This is a genomic window from Desulforapulum autotrophicum HRM2 (assembly GCF_000020365.1).
Lineage (GTDB): Bacteria > Desulfobacterota > Desulfobacteria > Desulfobacterales > Desulfobacteraceae > Desulforapulum > Desulforapulum autotrophicum.
In genome coordinates this window covers 537,186-558,710 of sequence record NC_012108.1, presented here as the reverse complement: position 1 = coordinate 558,710, position 21,525 = coordinate 537,186, and the positions used below count along the sequence as shown (strand labels likewise).

General features: G+C 51.0%; 21 protein-coding genes. 13 read left to right on the top strand and 8 right to left on the bottom strand.

Annotated features, from left to right (window positions below; translation table 11 throughout):
• The first annotated feature begins 13 nt into the window (after positions 1 to 13).
• From HRM2_RS02415 to HRM2_RS02405, 3 genes are all read left to right on the top strand, one after another.
• A complete protein-coding gene (locus HRM2_RS02415; protein WP_012662851.1) occupies positions 14 to 2,155 on the top strand; it encodes an aldehyde ferredoxin oxidoreductase family protein in 2,142 nt (713 codons plus the stop codon).
• Between the two features lie 5 nt (positions 2,156 to 2,160).
• A complete protein-coding gene (locus HRM2_RS02410; RefSeq protein WP_232364272.1) occupies positions 2,161 to 2,349 on the top strand; it encodes a ubiquitin family protein in 189 nt (62 codons plus the stop codon).
• A gap of 698 nt (positions 2,350 to 3,047) precedes the next feature.
• Positions 3,048 to 3,671, top strand: a complete 624-nt coding sequence (locus HRM2_RS02405; RefSeq protein WP_148214547.1) for an NUDIX hydrolase — start codon at positions 3,048 to 3,050, stop codon at positions 3,669 to 3,671.
• On the opposite strand, the gene HRM2_RS02400 is transcribed toward HRM2_RS02405, so the two are convergent.
• A complete protein-coding gene (locus HRM2_RS02400) occupies positions 3,616 to 3,876 on the bottom strand; it encodes a hypothetical protein (protein WP_148214546.1) in 261 nt (86 codons plus the stop codon). The two genes, HRM2_RS02405 and HRM2_RS02400, sit on opposite strands and share 56 nt — an antisense overlap.
• Before the next feature lie 198 nt (positions 3,877 to 4,074).
• Between HRM2_RS02400 and HRM2_RS02395 the strand changes: the two genes are divergently transcribed.
• Genes HRM2_RS02395 through alr form a run of 3 tightly spaced genes read left to right on the top strand, consistent with a single transcriptional unit; the run spans position 4,075 to position 8,049 of the window.
• Entirely contained in the window at positions 4,075 to 6,165 is a 2,091-nt protein-coding gene (locus HRM2_RS02395; protein WP_012662848.1) for a ribonucleoside triphosphate reductase, read from the top strand.
• A gap of 3 nt (positions 6,166 to 6,168) precedes the next feature.
• Complete coding sequence (locus HRM2_RS02390) at positions 6,169 to 6,876, top strand: anaerobic ribonucleoside-triphosphate reductase activating protein (protein WP_012662847.1); 708 nt, start codon at positions 6,169 to 6,171, stop codon at positions 6,874 to 6,876.
• Positions 6,877 to 6,885: 9 nt separating this feature from the next.
• Positions 6,886 to 8,049, top strand: a complete 1,164-nt coding sequence (gene alr / locus HRM2_RS02385; protein WP_012662846.1) for an alanine racemase — start codon at positions 6,886 to 6,888, stop codon at positions 8,047 to 8,049.
• Here alr and HRM2_RS02380 read toward each other — a convergent pair.
• A complete protein-coding gene (locus HRM2_RS02380) occupies positions 8,037 to 8,942 on the bottom strand; it encodes a helix-turn-helix transcriptional regulator (protein WP_012662845.1) in 906 nt (301 codons plus the stop codon). The two genes, alr and HRM2_RS02380, sit on opposite strands and share 13 nt — an antisense overlap.
• Before the next feature lie 11 nt (positions 8,943 to 8,953).
• Positions 8,954 to 9,469: a shikimate kinase gene (locus HRM2_RS02375; protein WP_148214545.1), complete on the bottom strand. Its 516-nt coding sequence runs from the start codon at positions 9,467 to 9,469 to the stop codon at positions 8,954 to 8,956.
• Between the two features lie 137 nt (positions 9,470 to 9,606).
• On the opposite strand from HRM2_RS02375, the gene mobB reads away from it, so the two are divergent.
• Genes mobB through HRM2_RS02360 form a run of 3 tightly spaced genes read left to right on the top strand, consistent with a single transcriptional unit; the run spans position 9,607 to position 11,753 of the window.
• A complete protein-coding gene (gene mobB / locus HRM2_RS02370) occupies positions 9,607 to 10,113 on the top strand; it encodes a molybdopterin-guanine dinucleotide biosynthesis protein B (RefSeq protein WP_012662843.1) in 507 nt (168 codons plus the stop codon).
• Between the two features lie 7 nt (positions 10,114 to 10,120).
• Positions 10,121 to 10,918, top strand: coding sequence for an HD domain-containing protein (locus tag HRM2_RS02365; protein ID WP_012662842.1), 798 nt, complete (start codon positions 10,121 to 10,123; stop codon positions 10,916 to 10,918).
• Complete coding sequence (locus HRM2_RS02360; protein ID WP_012662841.1) at positions 10,896 to 11,753, top strand: hypothetical protein; 858 nt, start codon at positions 10,896 to 10,898, stop codon at positions 11,751 to 11,753. Before HRM2_RS02365 ends, HRM2_RS02360 begins: the two co-directional genes overlap by 23 nt.
• Here the strand turns inward: HRM2_RS02360 and panC are convergent.
• Positions 11,734 to 12,585 (bottom strand): pantoate--beta-alanine ligase, encoded by an 852-nt coding sequence (panC, locus tag HRM2_RS02355; RefSeq protein WP_012662840.1) that lies wholly within the window; start codon positions 12,583 to 12,585, stop codon positions 11,734 to 11,736. The two genes, HRM2_RS02360 and panC, sit on opposite strands and share 20 nt — an antisense overlap.
• Before the next feature lie 180 nt (positions 12,586 to 12,765).
• Between panC and HRM2_RS02350 the strand changes: the two genes are divergently transcribed.
• Both HRM2_RS02350 and HRM2_RS02345 read left to right on the top strand, forming a co-directional pair.
• Positions 12,766 to 13,344: an HD domain-containing protein gene (locus tag HRM2_RS02350; protein ID WP_012662839.1), complete on the top strand. Its 579-nt coding sequence runs from the start codon at positions 12,766 to 12,768 to the stop codon at positions 13,342 to 13,344.
• A gap of 176 nt (positions 13,345 to 13,520) precedes the next feature.
• On the top strand, positions 13,521 to 14,585 hold the full coding sequence (locus HRM2_RS02345) for a GGDEF domain-containing protein (RefSeq protein ID WP_012662838.1): 1,065 nt from the start codon (positions 13,521 to 13,523) through the stop codon (positions 14,583 to 14,585).
• Positions 14,586 to 14,647: 62 nt separating this feature from the next.
• Here the strand turns inward: HRM2_RS02345 and HRM2_RS02340 are convergent, their stop codons facing one another.
• Positions 14,648 to 15,298, bottom strand: coding sequence for a hypothetical protein (locus HRM2_RS02340; protein ID WP_012662837.1), 651 nt, complete (start codon positions 15,296 to 15,298; stop codon positions 14,648 to 14,650).
• A 160-nt stretch (positions 15,299 to 15,458) separates the two neighbouring features.
• On the opposite strand from HRM2_RS02340, the gene HRM2_RS02335 reads away from it, so the two are divergent.
• Positions 15,459 to 15,833, top strand: coding sequence for a hypothetical protein (locus tag HRM2_RS02335; RefSeq protein WP_148214544.1), 375 nt, complete (start codon positions 15,459 to 15,461; stop codon positions 15,831 to 15,833).
• A gap of 72 nt (positions 15,834 to 15,905) precedes the next feature.
• Positions 15,906 to 18,122: a DUF3141 domain-containing protein gene (locus tag HRM2_RS02330; RefSeq protein ID WP_012662835.1), complete on the top strand. Its 2,217-nt coding sequence runs from the start codon at positions 15,906 to 15,908 to the stop codon at positions 18,120 to 18,122.
• A 5-nt stretch (positions 18,123 to 18,127) separates the two neighbouring features.
• Here the strand turns inward: HRM2_RS02330 and HRM2_RS02325 are convergent, their stop codons facing one another.
• From HRM2_RS02325 to rpsO, 3 genes are all read right to left on the bottom strand, one after another.
• Positions 18,128 to 18,907 (bottom strand): MBL fold metallo-hydrolase, encoded by a 780-nt coding sequence (locus HRM2_RS02325; RefSeq protein ID WP_187149323.1) that lies wholly within the window; start codon positions 18,905 to 18,907, stop codon positions 18,128 to 18,130.
• Positions 18,907 to 20,994 (bottom strand): polyribonucleotide nucleotidyltransferase, encoded by a 2,088-nt coding sequence (locus HRM2_RS02320; RefSeq protein ID WP_012662833.1) that lies wholly within the window; start codon positions 20,992 to 20,994, stop codon positions 18,907 to 18,909. Before HRM2_RS02320 ends, HRM2_RS02325 begins: the two co-directional genes overlap by 1 nt.
• 185 nt (positions 20,995 to 21,179) lie before the next feature.
• The gene (gene rpsO / locus HRM2_RS02315) at positions 21,180 to 21,449 is read right to left on the bottom strand and encodes a 30S ribosomal protein S15 (protein ID WP_012662832.1); all 270 of its coding nucleotides are present in this window, start codon (positions 21,447 to 21,449) and stop codon (positions 21,180 to 21,182) included.
• Positions 21,450 to 21,525 lie beyond the last annotated feature (76 nt).

Below are 21,525 nucleotides of genomic sequence, written 5' to 3'. Positions count from 1 at the left end.
TTAAGGAGAAAATATGAACCCCTTTACCCTGAAAGAGATCGCAGCGATTTCCTATAAAAGAGCCGACGTTGTCTGTGGCTATACGGACAAATCCCTTCATATCAATATGTCGGACAGCACCATTGCCATCAACGACATTGACGCAAAGACAAAACAGACCTTCATCGGCGGCAAGGGCTACGACCTGTGGCTCATGTGGAATGCCGTAACAGGCACTACCAAATGGAACGACCCGGAAAATGCCATCTGCATCGCCTCAGGCCCCCTTGGAGGCACCCCCGGATACCCGGGCGGGGGAAAAAGTATTGTCACCACCATCTCACCGACGACCGGTGCCCCCATGGATTCCAACGTGGGCGGCTACTTTGGACCCTACAAGAAGTTTTCAGGCTTTGATGTCATTGAAATCACGGGCAAGGCCGATTGTGAAACCATTATCCTGATTGACGGCATTGAAGAAAAAATTAAGATCTTTGAAGTCCAGGGACTCACCGACGACTCCTATGCACTGTCCGAGGCCCTGACCAACTACTTTGATCCGGATAAACCGGTTAACATCTCCGTCGTATCCACTGGAACGGCGGCAAAGCACAGCCTGCTGGGCTGCCTTAACTTCACCTGGTTTGACGCCAAACGGAAACGGGTGAGATACAAACAGGCCGGCAGGGGTGGCATTGGAACGGTACTTGCCGACAAAAAAGTCAAGGCCGTGGTGGCCCGGTGGGGCACCATTTCGCTGTCCAGCAACCGCCCCGCAGACAAGGAGGCCTTGAAAAAGGTGACCAAACTCCACGCCCGGGAGATTGCCACCCTTGATCCCAAGCAAAACCGCATGGCCCTGGTGGGTACCACCCACCTTGTACCCATCATGAACGACCACGATTGCCTGCCCGTAAGAAACTTCAGGTACGGATTCCATCCAGAGGGAAAAAACATAGGTGAAGAGGTGTACGAACACATCTTTGACAAGGGGTTTGACGGCTGCTGGCGGGGCTGTACCGTGGCTTGTGCCCACGGGGTCAAGGATTTCACCCCCTTTACCGGACCCTACAGAGGGAAAAAGGTCTTTGTGGACGGCCCTGAGTATGAAACCATTGCAGGGTGTGGATCAAACCTTGGTATTTTTGATCCTTTTTTCATCCTGGAGGTGAACTTTTACTGTGACACCTACGGCCTTGACACCATCTCCATCGGAACAGGCATTGCCTTTGTCATGGAGTGCTTTGAAATGGGGCTGATCAATGAAACCCACACCGGGGGCATGGATTTAAGTTTTGGCAACCGGGTCAATGCCCTTGAACTGATCCACCAGATGGCCAGGGGAGAAGGGTTCGGCATGATTCTGGGCCAGGGCATCCGCCGGATGAAGACGATCTTTGCACGGGACTTTGGCGCTGACATGGCCATCATGCAGGACATCGGCATGGAATCCAAGGGACTCGAGTTTTCCGAATACATGACCAAAGAATCCCTGGCCCAGCAGGGCGGGTACGGCCTTGCCTTAAAGGGCCCCCAGCACGACGAGGCCTGGCTCATCTTCCTTGACATGGTGCACAACTTCATGCCCACCTTTGAGAACAAGGCCGAGGCCCTGCACTGGTTTCCCATGTTCCGCACCTGGTTTGGTCTTTGCGGACTGTGCAAACTGCCCTGGAACGACATTGTACCAGAGGACAACAAGAGCACAAAGGAACCGGCCAAAGTAGTCAAGCATGTGGGGTGGTACGCCGATTTCTTCACGGCCGTCACGGGCAGACACTCAACCCCCGAGGACCTCATTTCCATGAGTGAAGGCGTATACAACTTCCAGCGAATTTTCAACCTTAAGATGGGTTACGGCACCAGGGAACACGACAGCCTGCCCTACCGATCCATGGGACCGGTCACCCGGGACGAGTATGAATCCAGGAGCGAACGGTATGATAAGGATCTTGTGGAAAACCACAACATTGACATATCTGCCATGACCGTGGAAGAAAAGATGGCCGTCCTGAGGCAGAAACGGGAGGCGAACTACGAAAAACTCATCGACGCCGTGTATGAGCGCCGGGGCTGGACCCAAAATGGCATTCCGACCCTTGCCACGGTGAAGCGGCTGGGAATCGACTTCCCTGAAGTGGTTGCCCTGCTTGCCACCAACGGAATCAACAGTTGATCACAGTGGATGACAAAAAGATCGAGTGGTTCGACGGGATGAGCGTTGCCGATATGCTTGAGGACATGGAACACACCGAATTTTGTGCAGCGGTCAGACTCAACAGCCGCATTGTTTCAAGCCCCAACTTTTCAGCCACCCGGATACCGGACCACTCGATCATCCAGACGCTGCCGCTGATTGCCGGCGGCTGAATCGGCTTTTGCCCCTTGCACATGAACAACCTTTCACCCAGACACGGTTTTTCGGTCAGCCAATAATTATGGCCACATCCCAGGCAGCAACCACTTATTTCATAACGGCCAACGAACAACAAAAATAGTACCATGCCGCCCCCTCGGGTTACCCTGACCGGAACGGTAAACGTCGGGGGGATTTTTGCCCTTCCAGACTAAAGCGCAGGAACTGCGGGCTAAAGTCCTCAAACAGCCTGCGCTTCTTAACGCCTGGAAGGGCAAAAATCCTACCCCCTTTGGTTTACAATGTTCCGGTCAGGGAAACCAAAGGGGGCTCGAAAATCGAAATTTTCACAATGATGTTTCGACAGGAGTTTCTTATAACCGGCATGGCCGGAGCGGGGTATGGGCTCTCGGACACAACGAAGCATGAAACTCGAAAACAGTAGGTAGGCGAGAACGGGTGTTGCCCTGAACGGGTTAAATGGCAACGGTGGGCATGGACGCCCAAGGAGTTGCCATTTTCCTCGGAGCAGCCCACGGACGGGCTGCGAGAATGAGAGAAGGGTAACACCCGTTTCCGGCTGCCACTTAGAGATGCAGCCACGATTAGAACGGAGGAGATAAATACAAATCAAGTTTACCCCTTGGATAAAAATGTGTTATTAAAGAGAGGTTCTTCTTTTAACAATCCTGGATTGCACACAGGCGGAAACATGTTGACATATTCTGACCAGACTCTCTGCATTGAAGCCCTTTCAAGGGCAGTCATGGAATCTGAACATCCCCCATGTCCCAGGAACGAGGGCTTCAAACCCGCCAGCGTCATGGCCCTGATGGCGTTTGAAGCGGCCCCTAATCTTATTTTCATCCAGAAGGCCGACAACAAGGGGTATCCCTGGCGCAATCAAATGGCCCTTCCAGGCGGTCACTGGGACCCCGGAGATACAAGCAGAAAAGAGACGGCCCTCAGGGAACTCAAAGAAGAGATGGGAATCTCAAGGGGCCATGTGTCAACCATTGGCTCCCTGGGACATTTCCAAACCATCAACAACAGGGACATTGAGGCGTTTGTGGGACTATGGGACCAGGAGCAGGAGATCTCGTTTGATCGTGCCGAGATCCAGCGGGTGTTTCACATTCCCCTTGCCCACCTTTTTTCCGTGCACATGGAAAAGGGGTTCTGCAAAAGATTGCCCGGCATAGAAGAGCTGACCTATCCGTTTGAAGATGTTGTTATATGGGGGGTGACGGCAAAGATCATCCACCACTTCATAGAGATCGTCAGAAAAACGGTGAATCCTCTCTATTTCGATGAACAAGCCGGAAACCTGTCTTAACCATAACAAATGCTGCCAGGCTTGCAAGGGTGACGGGAAACCAGACATAGGCTTCATAGTCGCTGTTCGTCAACGCAACCCAGATGCCGACCCCGGCAAAGAGGATAACCAGTCCCAGGAAAACGAGCATTCCACGACAGGCGGCGTTGGAATCATACCAGGGGGTGATGACGCTTCTGTAGACGGAATTCTGGTCAAGCTTCACAGGCAACCCCTCTTTATTTTCTCCGCCCCAACTGCCGGTACTTTCCAGCCCAGGACACAATATATTGAACTAATCACTTGACACACTCCCCTATATTGGGTAAAGTCCCGGAATCCTAAAGGGGACGACATTTTTCATTTCCCATAAAATATACGATATTTAATAGTACAAAAACATACCAATTTCAAGGGGCTATTCATGTTTGAAACAATAAATAAACGGGACGGAAGGGTTGCGCAATTTGATTCATCAAAAATCGTTGACGCCATTGCAAAGGCAGGAAAGGCAACTGGTGAATTTGATGAAAGAGAGGCAAAAAAGCTCACCCTCAAAGTGATAACCCTTGCAAGGAATCTCCGTCTGGGAAAATGCCCCGAAGTTGAAGAGATCCAGGACATCGTGGAACGAATCCTCTTGGATTCTCCCTTTTATAAGACGGCCAAGGCCTACATCATCTACCGGGAGCAGCGCAACCAGATCCGGAGAATCACCATCGAAGAAAATGTGGGGCTGATGGATTCCTACATCCAACGGATGGACTGGAAGGTCAAAGAAAATTCAAACATGAGTTACTCCCTCCAGGGCCTGAACAACTTTATCTCATCGGACATCACTTCCGAATACTGGCTCAACCGAATCTATCCGCCCGAGGTGAGGGATTCCCACAACAACGGTGACCTCCACATCCATGACCTGAGCCTTTTATCGGTCTACTGCGTGGGCTGGGATCTCCAGGATCTGCTCATGGAAGGCTTCAAGGGCGTTGCCGGCAAGGTGGAAAGCTCACCCCCCAAACATTTCAGGACAGCCCTGGGCCAGATGGTCAATTTCTTCTACACCCTCCAGGGCGAGGCAGCAGGGGCCCAGGCCATGAGCAACTTCGACACCCTGCTGGCCCCCTTTGTACGGGCAGACAAACTTGGCTATAAAGAAGTAAGGCAGGCCCTCCAGGAGTTTGTATTCAACATCAACATTCCCACCCGGGTGGGTTTTCAGACCCCGTTTACGAACATCACCATGGATCTTGTGGTGCCGGGGATTCTCAAGGATTCACCGGTTATCATCGGCGGTAAATACCAGGAAACCACCTATGCCGAGTACCAGGATGAGATGGACACCATCAACAACGCCTTTGCCGAGGTGATGATGGATGGGGATGCCAAGGGCAGGGTCTTTACCTTTCCCATTCCCACCTACAACATCACTGAAGATTTCAACTGGAACAACCCCAACCTTGAGAATGTCTGGAAAATGACCGGAAAATATGGCATTCCCTACTTTTCAAACTTTGTCAACTCAGACATGAGTCCAGACGATGCCCGCTCCATGTGCTGCCGCCTGAGGCTGGACAACCGTGAGCTCAAAAAACGGGGAGGCGGACTATTCGGGGCAAACCCCCTGACCGGCTCCATCGGCGTTGTCACCCTGAACCTGCCCCGGATCGGGTTTATTGCAGAAACGGAAACCGACTTTTTCACCCGAATTGATCGCCTGATCTCAATTGCAGGCCAGTCCCTGACCATCAAACGCAAGGTGCTCGAACGGTTCACAGAGGGCAACCTCTACCCCTACTCCAAGTTCTACCTTAGAAAAATCAAGGAGAACGCGGGCTGTTACTGGCAGAACCATTTCTCCACCATCGGCATCCTTGGCATGAACGAAGCGTGCATCAACTTCCTGGGCCAGGGAATCGCCACAAAACAGGGTCAGGCCTTTTCCATCCGGGTAATGGACCATATCAGGACACGCATCGAAGAACTCCAGGCAGAAACAGGGGAGATCTTCAATCTTGAAGCTACCCCTGCCGAGGGAACCACCTACCGGTTTGCCATGAAGGACAAACAGATGTTTCCGGACATCATCTGCGCCAATGAGGACGAGTTCAGCCAGGGCAAAGACCCCTTTTACACTAACTCAACCCAGCTGCCCGTGAATTTCACCGACGACCTTTTTGAAGCCTTGGACCTTCAGGATGAACTCCAGACCCGCTACACCGGCGGAACTGTTCTCCACCTTTTTCTGGGTGAAGAGGTGACTGACATCGAAGTGGTCAAAGCCATGGTCAAAAAAGTCTCGGGCAACTACCGCCTGCCCTACTTCACCCTCACCCCTACCTTCAGCGTCTGCCCCTCCCATGGCTATATTTCAGGCGAACATCCAACCTGTGAACAATGCGGGGATGAAACCGAAGTATACTCACGGGTTGTCGGCTATCTCAGACCCGTCAAGCAGTGGAACAACGGTAAGCAGACCGAATTTTGCATGCGCAAAAACTTTAAGGTAGCCTAGTCCATGAAAATCGGCGGTTTCCAGAAAAATTCCATGATAGACTTTCCAGGCCTTGTTGCGTCGGTGGTATTTACGACCGGCTGCAACTTTGTCTGCCCCTATTGCCACAACCCAGACCTTGTCGACCAGGCAAAGTCCAGGGAAATTAAACCCATTGGCAAAGAGGAAATTTTTGCCTTTCTTAACAAGCGCCAGGGGCTCATTGATGGTGTTGTGATCACCGGCGGAGAACCAACCCTCCAGCCTGATCTTGCACAATTTATCAGAGATATCAAGGCGCTTGGCTTCCGTGTAAAGCTTGACACCAACGGCAGCCGTCCTGAAATCATAAAAAGCCTTTTAGAAAAGGGGCTTGTGGATTATATCGCCATGGACATCAAGAGCAACCTTGATGGGTATTACCTTGCCGCAGGCAGACGGTTTGACGTAAAAACCGTTTCAGCAGCCATCAAAATCATCATGGCCCAGGCCCCGGCCTATGAATTCAGGACCACCTGCGTGAAACCGCTGATAGACCAGCAAAAAATGGAGGATATCGGCGCCATGATCAAGGGGGCCAAACACTATTTCCTCCAGCCCTGCTCAAGGAATGTGGCCATGCTCAACCCCTCTTTCTTTGAACCGGAAGACCGATTTTTCTCCAACGAAGAAATGCTCGCCCTTAAAGCCACGGTCTCCCCCTGGGTAAACAATTGTTCCATACGACACTGAGAGAAAAAGATGAAGACAGAAAACCCCCCAGCCAGCCTGGTATGGCGGCAGATTGACCTTGATGCCATTGCCCACAATCTAAAAACCCTCAGGGCGCTGACAAAGGCGCACACTGCCGTTATGGCCGTTGTCAAGGCCGATGCCTATGGCCACGGCGCTGTAAGGGTGGCGAAAAAAGCCCTTGAAAGCGGAGTCACCCACCTGGGTGTTGCCAGGCTCCATGAGGCCCTTGAACTCAGGAACGCTGGCATCAACGCCCCCATCCTTGTATTTGGGTATATCCCGGAAAGCGATGTGGACACACTCATTGCCCTTGAAGTCAGCCCCACGGTGTTTGACCTTGAAACAGCCTGTATGCTCTCTGAACGAGCAGTGGCCAAAGGGACCCACATCAAAATTCACCTCAAGGTGGACACGGGCATGGGCAGACTCGGAATTTTACCCGATTCAAGAAGACCATCTTCAGAAAAAAAAGGTGCCCTTGCTGAAGTTTTAACCATCTCAGCCCTTCCCGGCCTTAAAATAGAGGGCATTTACACTCACTTTGCTGCGGCAGACACCCTGGACAAGGGCTATGCAGAGTACCAGCACCAGACCTTCATGGCCTTCATTGAAGGGTTGAAACACCTGGGCATCGAAATCCCGCTGGTACACTCTGCAAACAGCGCCGCCCTCATCGATCTTCCAGAGGCCCACTTCAACATGGTCAGGGCCGGAATCGCCATGTACGGGCTTGCCCCGTCTGGAGAGGTCGACATCCGATCCCTGGACCTCAGGCCTGCCATGGAGATCCACAGCATTATCACCTCGGTTAAAAAAGTTCCCAAATCGTTCAAGGTGAGCTACGGCATGACCTATGAAACCGAAAAAGAGACCGTCATCGCAGCCGTTCCCATCGGTTATGCTGACGGGTTTTCCAGGCTTTTCTCGTCCAGGGGAGAGATGATTGTTCGGGGTAGAAAAGCCCCCATCGCCGGAAGGGTCTGTATGGATCAAACCCTCATTGACGTGGGAGAGATTCCCGGAGTCAAGCCCGGGGACGAGGTGGTTATCCTCGGCACCCAGGCGAATCAACGTATCACGGCCGATGAAATGGCTGAGACCATCGGCACCATCAACTATGAGGTGATTTCATCCCTCACGGCAAGGGTGCCAAAGATTTATTCAGAATAAACCATACGGCCGGACATGGAAAGGTCATAGCCCCCGAGGTTTGCTGCGGAATCCTTGAAAAACGGCTCTTTCAGAGTACCTAGAAAAAGCTGAACCCCCTGGTCAAAAAACCGCTCCTTGGTAATCAAAAGATCAAACCGCTCCCAGCAGATGGGGATAAACCCAAGACCGAGCCGGTTGGCCACGGGCCGGATCCCCGGCCCGGCATCTGCGATTCCCTCAAGGATGGCAAGGCCGATATCCATATGCTTGGCAAGGACATTGTCATACCCTTTGATTGCCTCGGGCTTGATCCCGGCCTTTTTCAACTCCCGGTCAAAAAGCGTTCGGGTGCCTGTACCAAGGATGCGGTTCACCACGGTAACCTTACTGTTTGCCAGGTCTTCAACCGATTTGATGTCAAGGGGGTTGTTCTTGCCCACGAGTATCCCCTGCTCGCGCATGCAGAAGTTGACCACCGCAGGCATACGCTCCATCTCCTTGAGGATGTAGGGGAAGTTATACTCGTCCCCTTCGCCTGAGATCAAATGGCTGGATGCAATGTGGCAAAGATTCTGGCGAAGGGCCCGAAGGCCACCCATGCTGCCTGTAAATCCGAACATGGCCATGTGATCGGGAAACCGGGTGTTAAAGGTTGAGATAGTCCTGTCAAGGAGCAAATCATTGCTGCCGGCAATCAGCACCAGACCATGATAGGGAGGAAGCTTTGTAGCGGGTTCAGGATAATTCACCGTGCCGGCTTCGATCCACTGCTTCACAAGATCCAGGGGGAACAGCCACTTGCCCGTCACCTTGGTGGCAGGAAGCCCCTTGTCCGATATCAGGGTGTACACCATTTTCTCGTTGACATTGAGAAATTTTGCCACCTCTTTTGTTGAAAGCAGATCACCCATTCTCCTCCTCCTTAACCTTTGACAATTTGTTTGATGTTCATCAGGGTAGACAGCACCTGATCCGGCGTCATGGAACCGCAGGGGACAGTGACGTCGGCATATTTTTGATAAAGCGGTATTCTTTCACGGTAGAGATCGGCAACGCTCTGACCCCTGGATCGAACCACACCCCTTGAATCCAGGGAGGAAAGGCGTGTTTCCAATGCATCAAGCCCAGTTTCAAGGTAAACAAGGACACCGGTTCCTCCAAGGGCCGCCATGGCCTGGCCCGAATAGACTGCACTGCCCCCCGTTGCAATGACTGAGTCAGTCACCCCAAGCGAGCAAAGGCAGCGCTCTTCCAGCTCCAGAAAGCGGTCAATGCCCCTCTGTGCAATAATTTCAGGCAAAAGTTTTTTCTCCCGAGCCTGGATCACAAGGTCGGTGTCCATGAATGAAAGCCCCAACTTTTTTGCCAGAAGGACCCCAATGGTGCTTTTACCCGCGGCTGGCATGCCGATAAGAACAATGTTTGTTTTTCTCTTCATATCCATTTATAAAAATCCTATTGTTGTTTAGCCTGCATATCATACTTGAACGTAAATCACCATGCCATGGTGTTGTGTCTTGACTTTATCGCCCATGAAAACTATTAGTAAAGATTAAATATAAACAGGAACCCAGAATGAGACCCCTAACAATTGCAATCGTAGGAAAATCAAGATCAGGCAAGACCACCCTGCTTGAAAAAATAATCCCCATACTCAAAAGCCGAGGCCACAAAATAGGCGTTGTCAAACATGCCCACAGGGGGTTTGACATGGACAAAACAGGCAAGGACTCCTGGCGCCATAAAAAGGCCGGGGCCGCTTCCACCCTGGTGGTGTCCGACAAGGCCATTGCCCTTGTCAAGGACATAGAAGCCCCCTCCCTCAAGGATGTCGTTCACTATCTTTCAGACATGGATCTTATCATTGTGGAGGGGTTCAAACACGAACGAATCCCGAAAATAGAGATCTTCAGAACGGCTGGCGGCCATGAGAACCCTCTTTTCATAGAAGATCCCAACCTTGTGGCCTTTATCACCGACGCAAGCCTCAGGCCCCCTGTGCCGACCTTTGACATCAACGATGCCGAAGCCGTTGCCCTTTTTATTGAAACCACCTTTATCCACGATCAACCCCAGCATTAGGTGACAGATGAAAACCCAAGCCCTTGACACCCTTAAACAGCAATTTTCCGACTATGCAGCCACCTTTATCGATCCGGGTGTGGATGATGGCCCCCATGTTCTCAAACGAAACCACACCCTGAGGGTATGCAGGGAGATCGTCGACATTGGCGAGGCACTCGGACTGTCCGGACCCGATCTTATCCTTGCCCAGGCCATTGCCCTGCTCCACGACATTGGGCGATTCGAGCAGTTCAAACGCTACAACACCTTTCTTGACGCTGTATCAGCAAACCATGCGGCCCTGGGTGTTGAGGTTATTGAAGCCCTGAGACTCCTTGATCCCCTCACGCCTGAAGAAAGGGAACTCATCATTGATGCCGTAAGGTTCCACAATGCAGCCGACCTTCCCGGGGACAGGGATAAAAGGACTCTTTTTTTCATGGGGTTAATAAGGGATGCGGACAAGCTCGACATCTGGCAGGTAGTCATAGACCACTACCTGAACCATGGAAAAAAGACCGATAAATTCATCGAACTCGGACTTGAAGACAGGGGCGGATACTCACCTGAGGCGTTCCAGGCCCTGTTCCAGAGACGCTTTGTAAGAAGCGCGGCAGTTAAGCAGCTCAACGATTTCAAGTTGATGCAGATCTCCTGGGTCTTTGACCTCAATTTTACACCAACTATTGATAGGGTAAAAGACAGGCATTATATCGAAAAAATAGCCTCAACCATGCCCCAATGTCCGGATCTTTCAACGGCCCTTGACCACGTTTTTAACCACATGGACACCCATACCCATGACACATACACACTATGCTAGAACATCGTTTTTTCTCATGCTCTTTATTTTTACTCTCTCGGCAGCGGTCTGGGCAATTGAGGAAAACGACTGCATAACGGTCCATAAAAACGGCAGTATCAACTGGACCACGGGCACAGTTCAAGCAACGGGCAAGGCTGCTCCCTCTGAAAATCCCTTGAACGATTCTCCGGACGCCATCCTCATACAGGCAACCCTTGATGCCCGGCAGAACCTGATTCATATACTCATGGAAATCGCCTTTGATACGTCAGACAGGGACAATTTCTTGCCCGGTGATCCAATCATTGCAGGCATTGAAAAGCAGGCCATGGATGCCACATTGACTCACCAGCACTACACCTCGGACCGGGCCATGGCCGTGACCATTGAAACCACGATTTTTGGCGGATTTCTCCAGCTCGTACTGCCCGAAGACATTCAGGAGATCATTGGCCTGAAAATCATCCCCCAGAAGGATAAGTATCATCGTGGGGCCAGGGTCAGGCACGAACCCTACACGGGCCTGATCCTGGATGCCAGGGGAATAGATTTCAAACCGACAATCACCCCTTCCGTTGTCAGTGAACAGGGAGAGGAAATTTACAGTGCCAGGTTCATCAGCAGGGAATATGCGGTTCAGGCAGGTGTGTGCCGGTTTTCCTGCACTCTTGACCCTGTAATGAACAGCCGACGAACGGGTTCCAACCCCCTTGTCATTCGCGGCCTGAGAAAAGGGGGCGAAACGAACCACACCATCGTCATATCCAGATCAGATGCCGTCACCATTGAACGAACAGCCGAGCGGCATCTTTTCATGCGCAAGTGCCAGGTGGTTATTGTTCTGGATCAATAACCTGATTGTCAATCAGCCGTGTGGTGCCAACCTGAACGGCCAGAGCCAGAAGTACAGGCGATGTAATGGTATCTACCGCCTCAAGGGTCAAAGGATCACACAGGCAGACATAATCAACCTGGGTCCCCTGATGGCCCAGTATAAATTTTTCAACCGCTGCAATTATGGGTCGACATCGGGTTTCACCAGCCTGTACCATCTCCGCTGCAAGGGCAAGGGAACAAGAAAGACTCAGGGCAGAATTTCGTTCATCCGCGGAAAGATAAAGATTTCTTGAACTCATGGCAAGGCCGTCAGCCTCCCTTACAATGGGACACCCCATGATCCTGATATTAAAGTTAAGATCCTTGACCAGCCGACGAATCACCTGGAGTTGCTGAAAATCCTTGGACCCAAAAACGGCAACATCCGGTCCAACGATGTTAAAGAGTTTGGTAACGACGGTTGCAACCCCCTGGAAATGAACCGGCCGACTGAGGCCGCAAAGGTGCAGGGGAAGTTGGCTGAGGGTCACAGCGGTCTGAAAGCCCGGGGGATAAAGTTCTTCAGGTCCAGGGGCAAAGACAACGGCAGCCCCCTTTAACTCGGCCAGTTTAAAATCCCTGTCATGATCCGTTGGATAGGCATCAAGATCCTCGTTGGCACCAAACTGAATCGGGTTGACAAAAAGGCTGACCACAAGGTGGTCCGCCTGGGTTCTACCCGCATCCATCAGACTTAAATGTCCATCGTGAAAATATCCCATGGTGGGAACCAGACAGATGGTTTTGCCCTGCTTACGAACCCGTTCAGACCACTGCTGCATCTGCCCTGTTGTCTTTATTATATCCATTGTTCTGCTCGTCCTTTATTGCTTGTCCCATATCAACGATTCGCCAGGATCTCTTCCAACCCCGTTCCGTCGTTCTATACACATCATTGTAGATTTTTATACAAATAAATTTGACACAGGTGCCAATTATCGATATGGAATTCTAATTGCACAAACCAGTTAAAAACTCAAGGAGTTTCAATGGAAACAGCACTGCCGACAAGGAAAGAGGCCTTTGATCTTTTAAAGGAATTCAACACATCCGACAGCCTCATTCGCCATGGACTTGCCGTGGAAGGCGTCATGGGCCATTTTGCAGACAAATTCGGCAAAGACAGGGAAAAATGGCAGATCATTGGCTTGGTTCACGATCTTGATTACGAACGCTACCCGGACCAGCACTGCAAAAAAACAAGGGAGATTCTCATGGCCCGCAACTGGCCGGAAGCATATATCAGGGCGATTGAGAGCCATGGCTGGGGGTTGTGCTCGGATGTAAAACCTGAATCCCTACTTGAAAAGACCCTCTATGCCGTTGATGAATTGACGGGGCTTATTACAAGCACCTGCCTTGTGAGACCGTCAAGAAGCGTTCTTGACCTCAAGGCCAAATCAGTCACTAAAAAATGGAAGGACAAAAGCTTTGCCGCAGGCGTTGACAGGTCAGTAATCCAAAAGGGTGCTGAAATGCTCCAGATGGACAGGGGCGAACTGATCTCAGAGACCATCCTTGGCATGCAGGCGGTTGCCGAGGCCATTGGACTTAAGGGCAATTTATAGCAGCGTCATAAACCTGTCACGGGTCCGGCAACTTTTACCCAGTCTACCCGGCCCATAGACACACCCGACAAACGATAACAAACTGATTTAATTGATATAAACAAAATTAAAACCCCTTTGGCATTGTTATTGCCTTCTTATCCTTTCAATGTTCACTCTCTTTGAAAGGATTTAAGATGAAAGGTTCTCTAAACAGGCTTTCCAACAAGGTTTCAGCGGTTTTTTCAACGCTTTTCAGTGCAGCGGGCAGACAATCCGACCACAGGCGTTTAACCCAGTATATTGTGACCTTGAACCAAAAACAAAATCCCAGAGAAATCATATCTGAAGTATCCCTGTGCTTCAAAGACATCTTGAACTACAGGCTGTTTGCCTTTGTTATTAGAACAGACAGGGGAATTGACGTATGGCTCGACCCCAGAATGTACAAGAAGTCCCTTGAATCAGTGATCATCAACGATTTTGACATCACTGACAACTCAAACATCAATTACCTGAACCATACGTTTCACCCGGACGATAAGGAGTCAGAATGCAGCCTCAAAAATCTTACCTCCTATGATTTGATCGAGGAGAACTGCCGGGCGAAGATCTACATGCTTCCCAATCAAACCCTGCTCAACTACCACGACGAGATCGTCAATATCATCCTCAAAAGTACAGGCATTGCCATCTCACGCCAGATGAACATTGCAAGGCTCACCGATGCCGCAAGCCTTGATCCTCTTACAGGATGTTACAATAGACGCGAATTTCAAAACCAGATCCAGCGAAGCGTCAGTGATGCAACCCGCCACAAAAAACCCCTGAGTATCTTCATGTTTGATATTGACCACTTCAAGAGAGTCAACGATACCCATGGCCACCCCGCTGGAGACGAGGTATTAAAAGAGATTTCCCGCCTGGTAGCTGACAACATAAGGCGGGGCGACACCCTTGCCCGCTATGGCGGAGAGGAATTTATTGCAATCCTGCCGGAAACAGCAAAGCACAAAGCCATTGAACTTGCCGACAGACTCAGGCTGAAAATCCAATCAAAAGAGATCAAAACAGACAGCGGAAATATAAAAGTGACAGCAAGCTTCGGCATTGCTGAACTTCATCCACATGCGGACAGTTCAAGGCTGGTCAAGGATGCAGACGAAATGCTCTATAAGTCAAAGTTGAGCGGTAGAAACAGGGTCATGCCGGGCCTGATCAAGATCGCCCCCCCGAAAAAGGCTGTAAAAATAAGGCACTAGGCAATATTTGCCGACATCAAAAGTCCTGTCACATTTTAAGCAGGACCTGCACTCCTCCAGGTCTAAATCCGTGTCATCTCCTCGAGCAAGGGACGAATTCTTTGCCTGTGCTCAGGGGGTACCATGAACCCCTTTGCCTCCTGGTTCTTGATGGTGACAGAAAGGCCCTCCGTCTCGTCTCCGGACAACGCAAGAAACATGTCGGAAAGATTTCCATACACACCGCAGCAATCCATATGTTCAATGTACTGCATGAAAACATTGTTGACGGTAAGGGTAAATTCAGAAAGGGTGGCCACCCCGGTATGGGAACAGTCGTCCGTGGAAACAAGGATTCTGCATCCAAAGGGCCTTACTGGATAGATGGTGCACACCTGGTCCAACAATAAAGGGCAAGTACCCCATCGGGGATCATTTTCCTCGTCCGGGACCTGACGGCCCGCCATACAGGCCCTGGCAAAACCGTTCAGGGTTATTTTCGGCTGGAACCGTTTTCTGGAAAAATTATTTCTGACCCGCTCCACAATGGCCTCTGTCCCTTCCGGCCCCAGGTGGCACCGGATATAATCGACTTCAAGGGTTGTGAGGGTTACATTGCAGGTGCAGCAGGTAGAACAACCCCTGTGACAGAAAAATTCTTTGGGGCCCATGAACCGGTCATAGAGGGCGTAAAGCCGGCTCAACCGCTCCAGACGTTCATCCGCTCTTTCCATTGTTCCTCCCTGGGATTAACCATTGTTTGATCTGCCTTTTACCACAATGGGTGGAAAAGAAAAAGCCCTGTTCTTTTGCATTGACACCGCACTGTTTTTTATATACCAAATCAAAGGGATATTTGTCTGCCCTTGCCATAAACCAGAGCCAAAGGAGTTGGTGCTTCTCAGCCAAATTTTGATGACCGAACACGCAAACCGTGGAAACCAAACAGATAAGAGATACGCCCCGCGCCAATACCTTGACAAATTTCACAGCGTTGAACTTTTCATCACGGACCTGCCCTACAGCTATCAGTTTAAACTCAGGGACCGCTCGGAAGCGGGCTTGTGTGTTCTGGTCCAGGAGAACTCTGAGATAATGAACCACCTCCACCTGGGGGACGTCCTGGAGATAAAGTACTGCCCCAGGGACAAATCAGACCCGGCCGTAAAACTCAGTACCCGGATCAGACACATCACAAAAACCCCGAAAGGCAATTCAAACCGTCATTACTATGTGGGACTCATGATAGTGGACTCCCCGCCCTGCTGAACCCAAACCTTCGACACCTTGTTCTTGACGTTGAATCAGGCTTTTCATACAGGAGCAGCACAGGAGTAAAAGATGGAACAGCACCCCGTTATGGAATATCCGGGATCAGCCTTTTTCAAAGATCTGTGGGAATACGTTGACGATGCCTGGCAGCGAGGGGTCCTGTTCATGGACACCTTGAGAAAAAGGGGAAACATCTACAACGAGCACCTGGCACAGGGCAACCCGCCGGTCCTTACCTTTGACTATAAAATCGTCATGGATGGACGCAATTTTGAAAAGCCCGTCAATTTCACCCTTGCCAGGATCATCAACCGCAGACACCAGCCTGTTTTCAAGGCAAACGATGACAAAGAACGAAGGGCTGTTCAAGTTGACCAAGAAACCCGGACCTCCACCTCCATACGCCGTCCCATTGTCATCCTGGATCCCAGGGCTGGTCACGGGCCCGGCATCGGCGGCTCTAAGCGAGACTCGGAGATCGGTATCGCCCTGACCCTGGGCCATCCCGTCTATTTCATCCTTTTTTTCCCCGAGCCTGAGCCGGGTCAAACCCTGGCCGATGTCCAGCGTACCCAGGTCAGATTCCTCCAGGAAATCAACCGGCTTCACCCGGATGCGGAAAAACCGGCCCTGATCGGCAACTGCCAGGGCGGATGGGCCGCAGCCCTTATCGGGGCCGATCGGCCGGACCTCACAGGTCCCCTTGTTTTCAACGGTTCTCCCCTCTCCTATTGGGCGGGCGTTGAAGGGAAAAACCCCATGCGCTACAAGGGAGGACTCACCGGCGGCACCTGGATGACGTCACTTTTCAGCGATCTCGGGAATGGAAAATTTGACGGGGCAAACCTTGTGGCAGGATTTGAAGACCTGAATCCGGCCAACTCCCTGTGGACAAAGCAGTACAATGTCTATGCCAGAATCGACACAGAAGAGCACCGCTACCTTGAATTCGAACGATGGTGGAACGGTTATTACTATATGACTGCCGAGGAGATCCACTTTATCGTGTCCAACCTCTTTGTGGGCAACCGGCTTGAACAGGGACTGCTGGAACTGGATGAACGAACACGGATCGATCTTAAAAACATTGAAGATCCAGTTCTTGTGTTTGCATCAAGTGGGGATAACATCACCCCTCCCCAGCAGGCCCTTAACTGGATCATCAAGGTATGGGGCTCGGTTGATGGACTCAAAACCCATGGACAGGTGGTTGTCTACCTTCTCCACAAGACCATCGGTCACCTGGGTATCTTTGTTTCAGGCAAGGTCTCTAAAAAAGAACACATGGAGATCATCAGCAGCATTGATCTCATGGAATACCTTTCACCAGGCCTTTACGAAATGGTTATCAGGGACGATGCGGACCCGGCTGAAACCGAGGCGTACACGGTCAAGTTTGAAGAACGCACCATGGACGACATCCTTGCCCTGGATGATGGCGCGTTGAACGAAGGAGATTTTCGTGCCGTTTCAGCGGCGTCCAACTTTAACGACACCATGTACAGGACCTTTGTGAGCCCCTGGGTAAAAGCGTTCACAACGCCTTTTTCCGCAGAATTGATCAGACAGTCCAACCCCCTTCGCTGGTCTCGCTACGCCTTTTCAGACAACAACCCCTGGATGCTCCCGTTTAAACGTTTAGCACCAATTATCAAGGAAAACCGAAGAAAAGTTACTCCGGACAACCCGTTTTCAGACCTGGAAACAAGCAGTGCCAAAGCCGTGGGAGATCTGCTCCACACCTATAGTGATCTCAGGGACGATGCACAGGAGCTTTGTTTCAGGACCATCTATGGCAACCGCCTGGTACAAGATTCGTTTAAATACCGCATGGACGAGATCACTGAACAAGAAAAAAATCTCAAACGAACCATGGAAAAAAAGCAACAGATCGAAACGGAACAGAGAATGAAGGCTGCCATGGAGAGCGGCGGATTCATCAAGGGACTGCTTCGAATGATGGCGGCCTTGATGGGGGCAGACCACGCCATCGACCAGGAGGAGCTTCGATATATCAGGCAGCTGGTCACCTTCCACAACATCATGACCCGGACCACGGAAGCGTCACTCAAAAGGAAAATGCAGGAGCAGGTGAAACTACTTCAGTTTGATGAGCAAAGGGCCATTTCAGCCATCCCCAAACTGATCCGCGGGGCTGAGAACCGGCTGACCGCCATTCAAATCGCTGAAGCCCTGGTCCATGCAGACCCTGTTGCCACAAAAAAGGAAACCCGGTTCATGGACCAGATAAGGGAGATGCTCGACGATAAAAAGACCTTGGCTTAGGAGAATCAGACGCTTATAAGGGCTCCGGGCATATCCGGTCTTGCCACTTCAACCGTTACACACGAGGCGTTCAGGGCCTGGTGCATGGCCTGGAGTGCCTTTTCAGGCGTATTGTTCTGCTCACTCAGATGGGCCAGGATCACATGGGCAAGGGCCTGGGTTCTGACTTCGGCAACAAGGGATGCAGCCTCCTGGTTAGACAGGTGTCCGGTACGGCCTTTTACCCGCTGCTTCAGGTACCAGGGGTATGGACCCTGATCAAGCATCCCGGGATCATGGTTTGCCTCCACATAGAGAAGAGAACAATCATGGAGGTGCTGTTTCACAAGATGGGTGGCAATGCCGAGATCCGTTGCAATGCCAAGCTTCACCCTGTCGAATTCCACCGTCATTCCCAGGGGATCAACGGCATCGTGGGAAATGGAAAAGGGGGTTATTTCAAGATCGTTTATGTGAAACGCACTTCCACACTCAAACAGGGTGATGCGATCCACACGGCCGAGCTTTTTGGCCGCTGCTGCGTAAGTTTTTGAATTGATATAAATAGGAAGGTTATAGCGACGGCTCAACACACCGGCAGCCTGGATGTGATCCGTGTGCTCATGGGTCACCACCACGGCTGAAAGGTCTTCCGGAAGAAGATTTCTTGATCCCATGCGACGTTCAAGTTCAACACCAGAAAGCCCTGCATCCACCAGGATAGATGTGGATCCTCCCGACACAAAAACAGAGTTCCCCCTGCTGCCACTTGCCAGGGGGCAGATGGATAAGCAGGGGGAATCCACTATTTTTCTTCTTCCTCAAGAGCCTTACAAGAGAGACGAATCTTTCCGTCCCGGGTGATTTCAAGCACCTTGACCCGGATGACCTCACCCTCCTTGACCACATCGGTCACCTTCTTGACCCTGTGGTTGGCGAGCTCAGAAATATGAACCAGGCCGTCGGTTCCGGTCTTGATCCTCACAAAGGCACCGAAATCGGTTGTTTTCACCACTTCACCTTCATAAATACCCCCGATTTCGGGATCCATACCGATGTCGGAAACAATCTTTGCCGCAGCTTCACCATCTTCCTGATTCTCGGCGGCAATCTTGATCAGACCTGAGTCATCCACCTCGATGTTGGTGTTGGTATCGGCCTGGATAGATCGAATCATCTTACCTCCAGGGCCAATGATTTCCCTGATCTTATCCGGGTTAATCTTGACGGTAATAATCTTTGGCGCATAGGGAGACATCTTGTCCCTGTGGATCTCAAGGGTAGCCAGCATCCGCTTGAGGATATGAAGCCTTCCGATCCTGGCCTGGTCAAGGGCCTTGACAAGAACAGCCTTGGGAAGTTCCCTGATCTTGATGTCCATCTGAAGGGCCGTAATGCCCTGTTCAGTTCCAGCCACCTTAAAGTCCATGTCTCCAAAATGATCTTCATCCCCAAGGATATCGGTGAGGACAACGGTGTTGTCAGCATCGGAAACAAGTCCCATGGCAATACCGGACACAGGGGCTGCAATGGGCACACCACCGTCCATGAGAGCCAGGGTCCCGGCGCACACGGTTCCCATGGAGGAGCTGCCGTTGGACTCCATCACCTCGCCCACAAGTCGGATGGTATACTCAAAATCGGCCTGGTCTGGAAGAACCCTTGCAAGGGCGCGATGGGCAAGATTACCATGGCCCACATCCCTGCGACTCGGTCCGCCTGCACGCCTGCACTCACCAACGGAAAAGGGAGGGAAATTATAATGGAGCATGAAATTCCGGGTTTCGTTTCCATTCAGGGTTTCGATTCTCTGCTCGTCTGGTCCGGATCCCAGGGTAAGCACCCCGAGGACCTGCGTCTCTCCCCTTGTGAACAGGGCTGAACCATGGGGCCTTGGCAGGACGCCAACCTCACAGGTGATCTCCCTTACCTCGTCAAAGGCACGTCCATCAATTCTCTGGTTTTCGGTCAGAACGATTTTCCTTGAAACCTTTTTGACCAGATCTCCGAACATGGACTTAATCTCATTGATTCTGTCGGCAAAAGCCTCCCCAAGGGTCTCGATCACCTCGGTCCTGACATCGTCAAGGGCTTTGACCCGTTCAAATTTACCCTGGGTCTGTACGGCCGTATGAATTTTGTCCTGGGCAAGTTCAACAACCTTTGCCATCAGTTCTTCATCAACCAAAGGAGGTGTATAGGCCCGTTTTTCCTTTCCAAGGGCCTTTTTAAGATCTTCCTGGAGCTGGATCAGGGGCTGCATGGCTTGATGGCCAAAAAAGATCGCTTCGAGCATATCAGCCTCGGAAACAACGTCGGCACCGCCTTCGACCATGACAACACCGGTCTTGGACCCTGCAACCACAAGCTCAATATCGCTGTTTTCCATCTCCTGAACCGTGGGATTGGCAATAAACTTGCCGTCTATACGACCAACCCGGAGGCCTGCAATGGGTCCTGCAAAGGGGATGTCTGACATCTGAAGTGCGGCCGAAGCACCCACAAGGGCAAGTACATCAGGATCATTTTCCTTGTCCGTGGAGATAACCGTCGCAATTACCTGGATCTCACTTGCCCAGCCTTTTTCAAACAAAGGACGGATGGGCCGGTCAATGAGCCTTGCTGTCAAGGTTTCCTTTTCACTGGGCCTTCCGATTTCCCGCCTGAAATAGTTGCCTGGAATTCTACCGGCAGCATAAATTTTTTCCTGATATTCGACGGTAAGGGGAAGAAAAGAGACGCTATCCCTTGCCTCTTTGGCCGCAACAGCTGTGACCAGGACGATGGTTTCTCCGTACTGAACAATAACCGACCCGGAGGCCTGTTTTGCTATTTTTCCGGCACGAAGACTGAATTCTTTACCGTTAAGTTCGGTTTTAAATACCTGTTCCATAATTTTTCCTGTAATATAGGCGGCTCAGAAAGCATCTTCATACAGAATAAACCCGCACCTCCAGCATAAAAATCAAATCGGTTTTTATGCTGCATATGCGAACTTATTCAGGTATCTGCCAAAGAGTTGCCGCCTGTGGGTTAAATGGAACCGGCCCCCCCGAATGGAAGGCCGGTTCGTTGAATCTATCGCCTCAAACCGAGTCTTTCGATGAGTGAACGATATCTTTCAATGTCTTTTTTTCTGAGATAATCAAGAAGACTGCGACGCCTTCCAACAAGAATAAGAAGCCCTCTTCTTGAATGGTGATCTTTCTTATGCACTTTCACATGCTCAGTAAGATAACTGATTCGATGGGTTAAGAGCGCAACCTGGACTTCAGGGGATCCTGTGTCCGAGTCGTGGAGCTTAAAATTTGCAATCATCTCATCTTTGTTCTCTGCCAGTAATACCACGGTAATTCTCCTTAATTTGGAATAAACAAATAAAGTCCCCCGTTCTCATGGGACGTTAACTTAAGAATGGTTATCC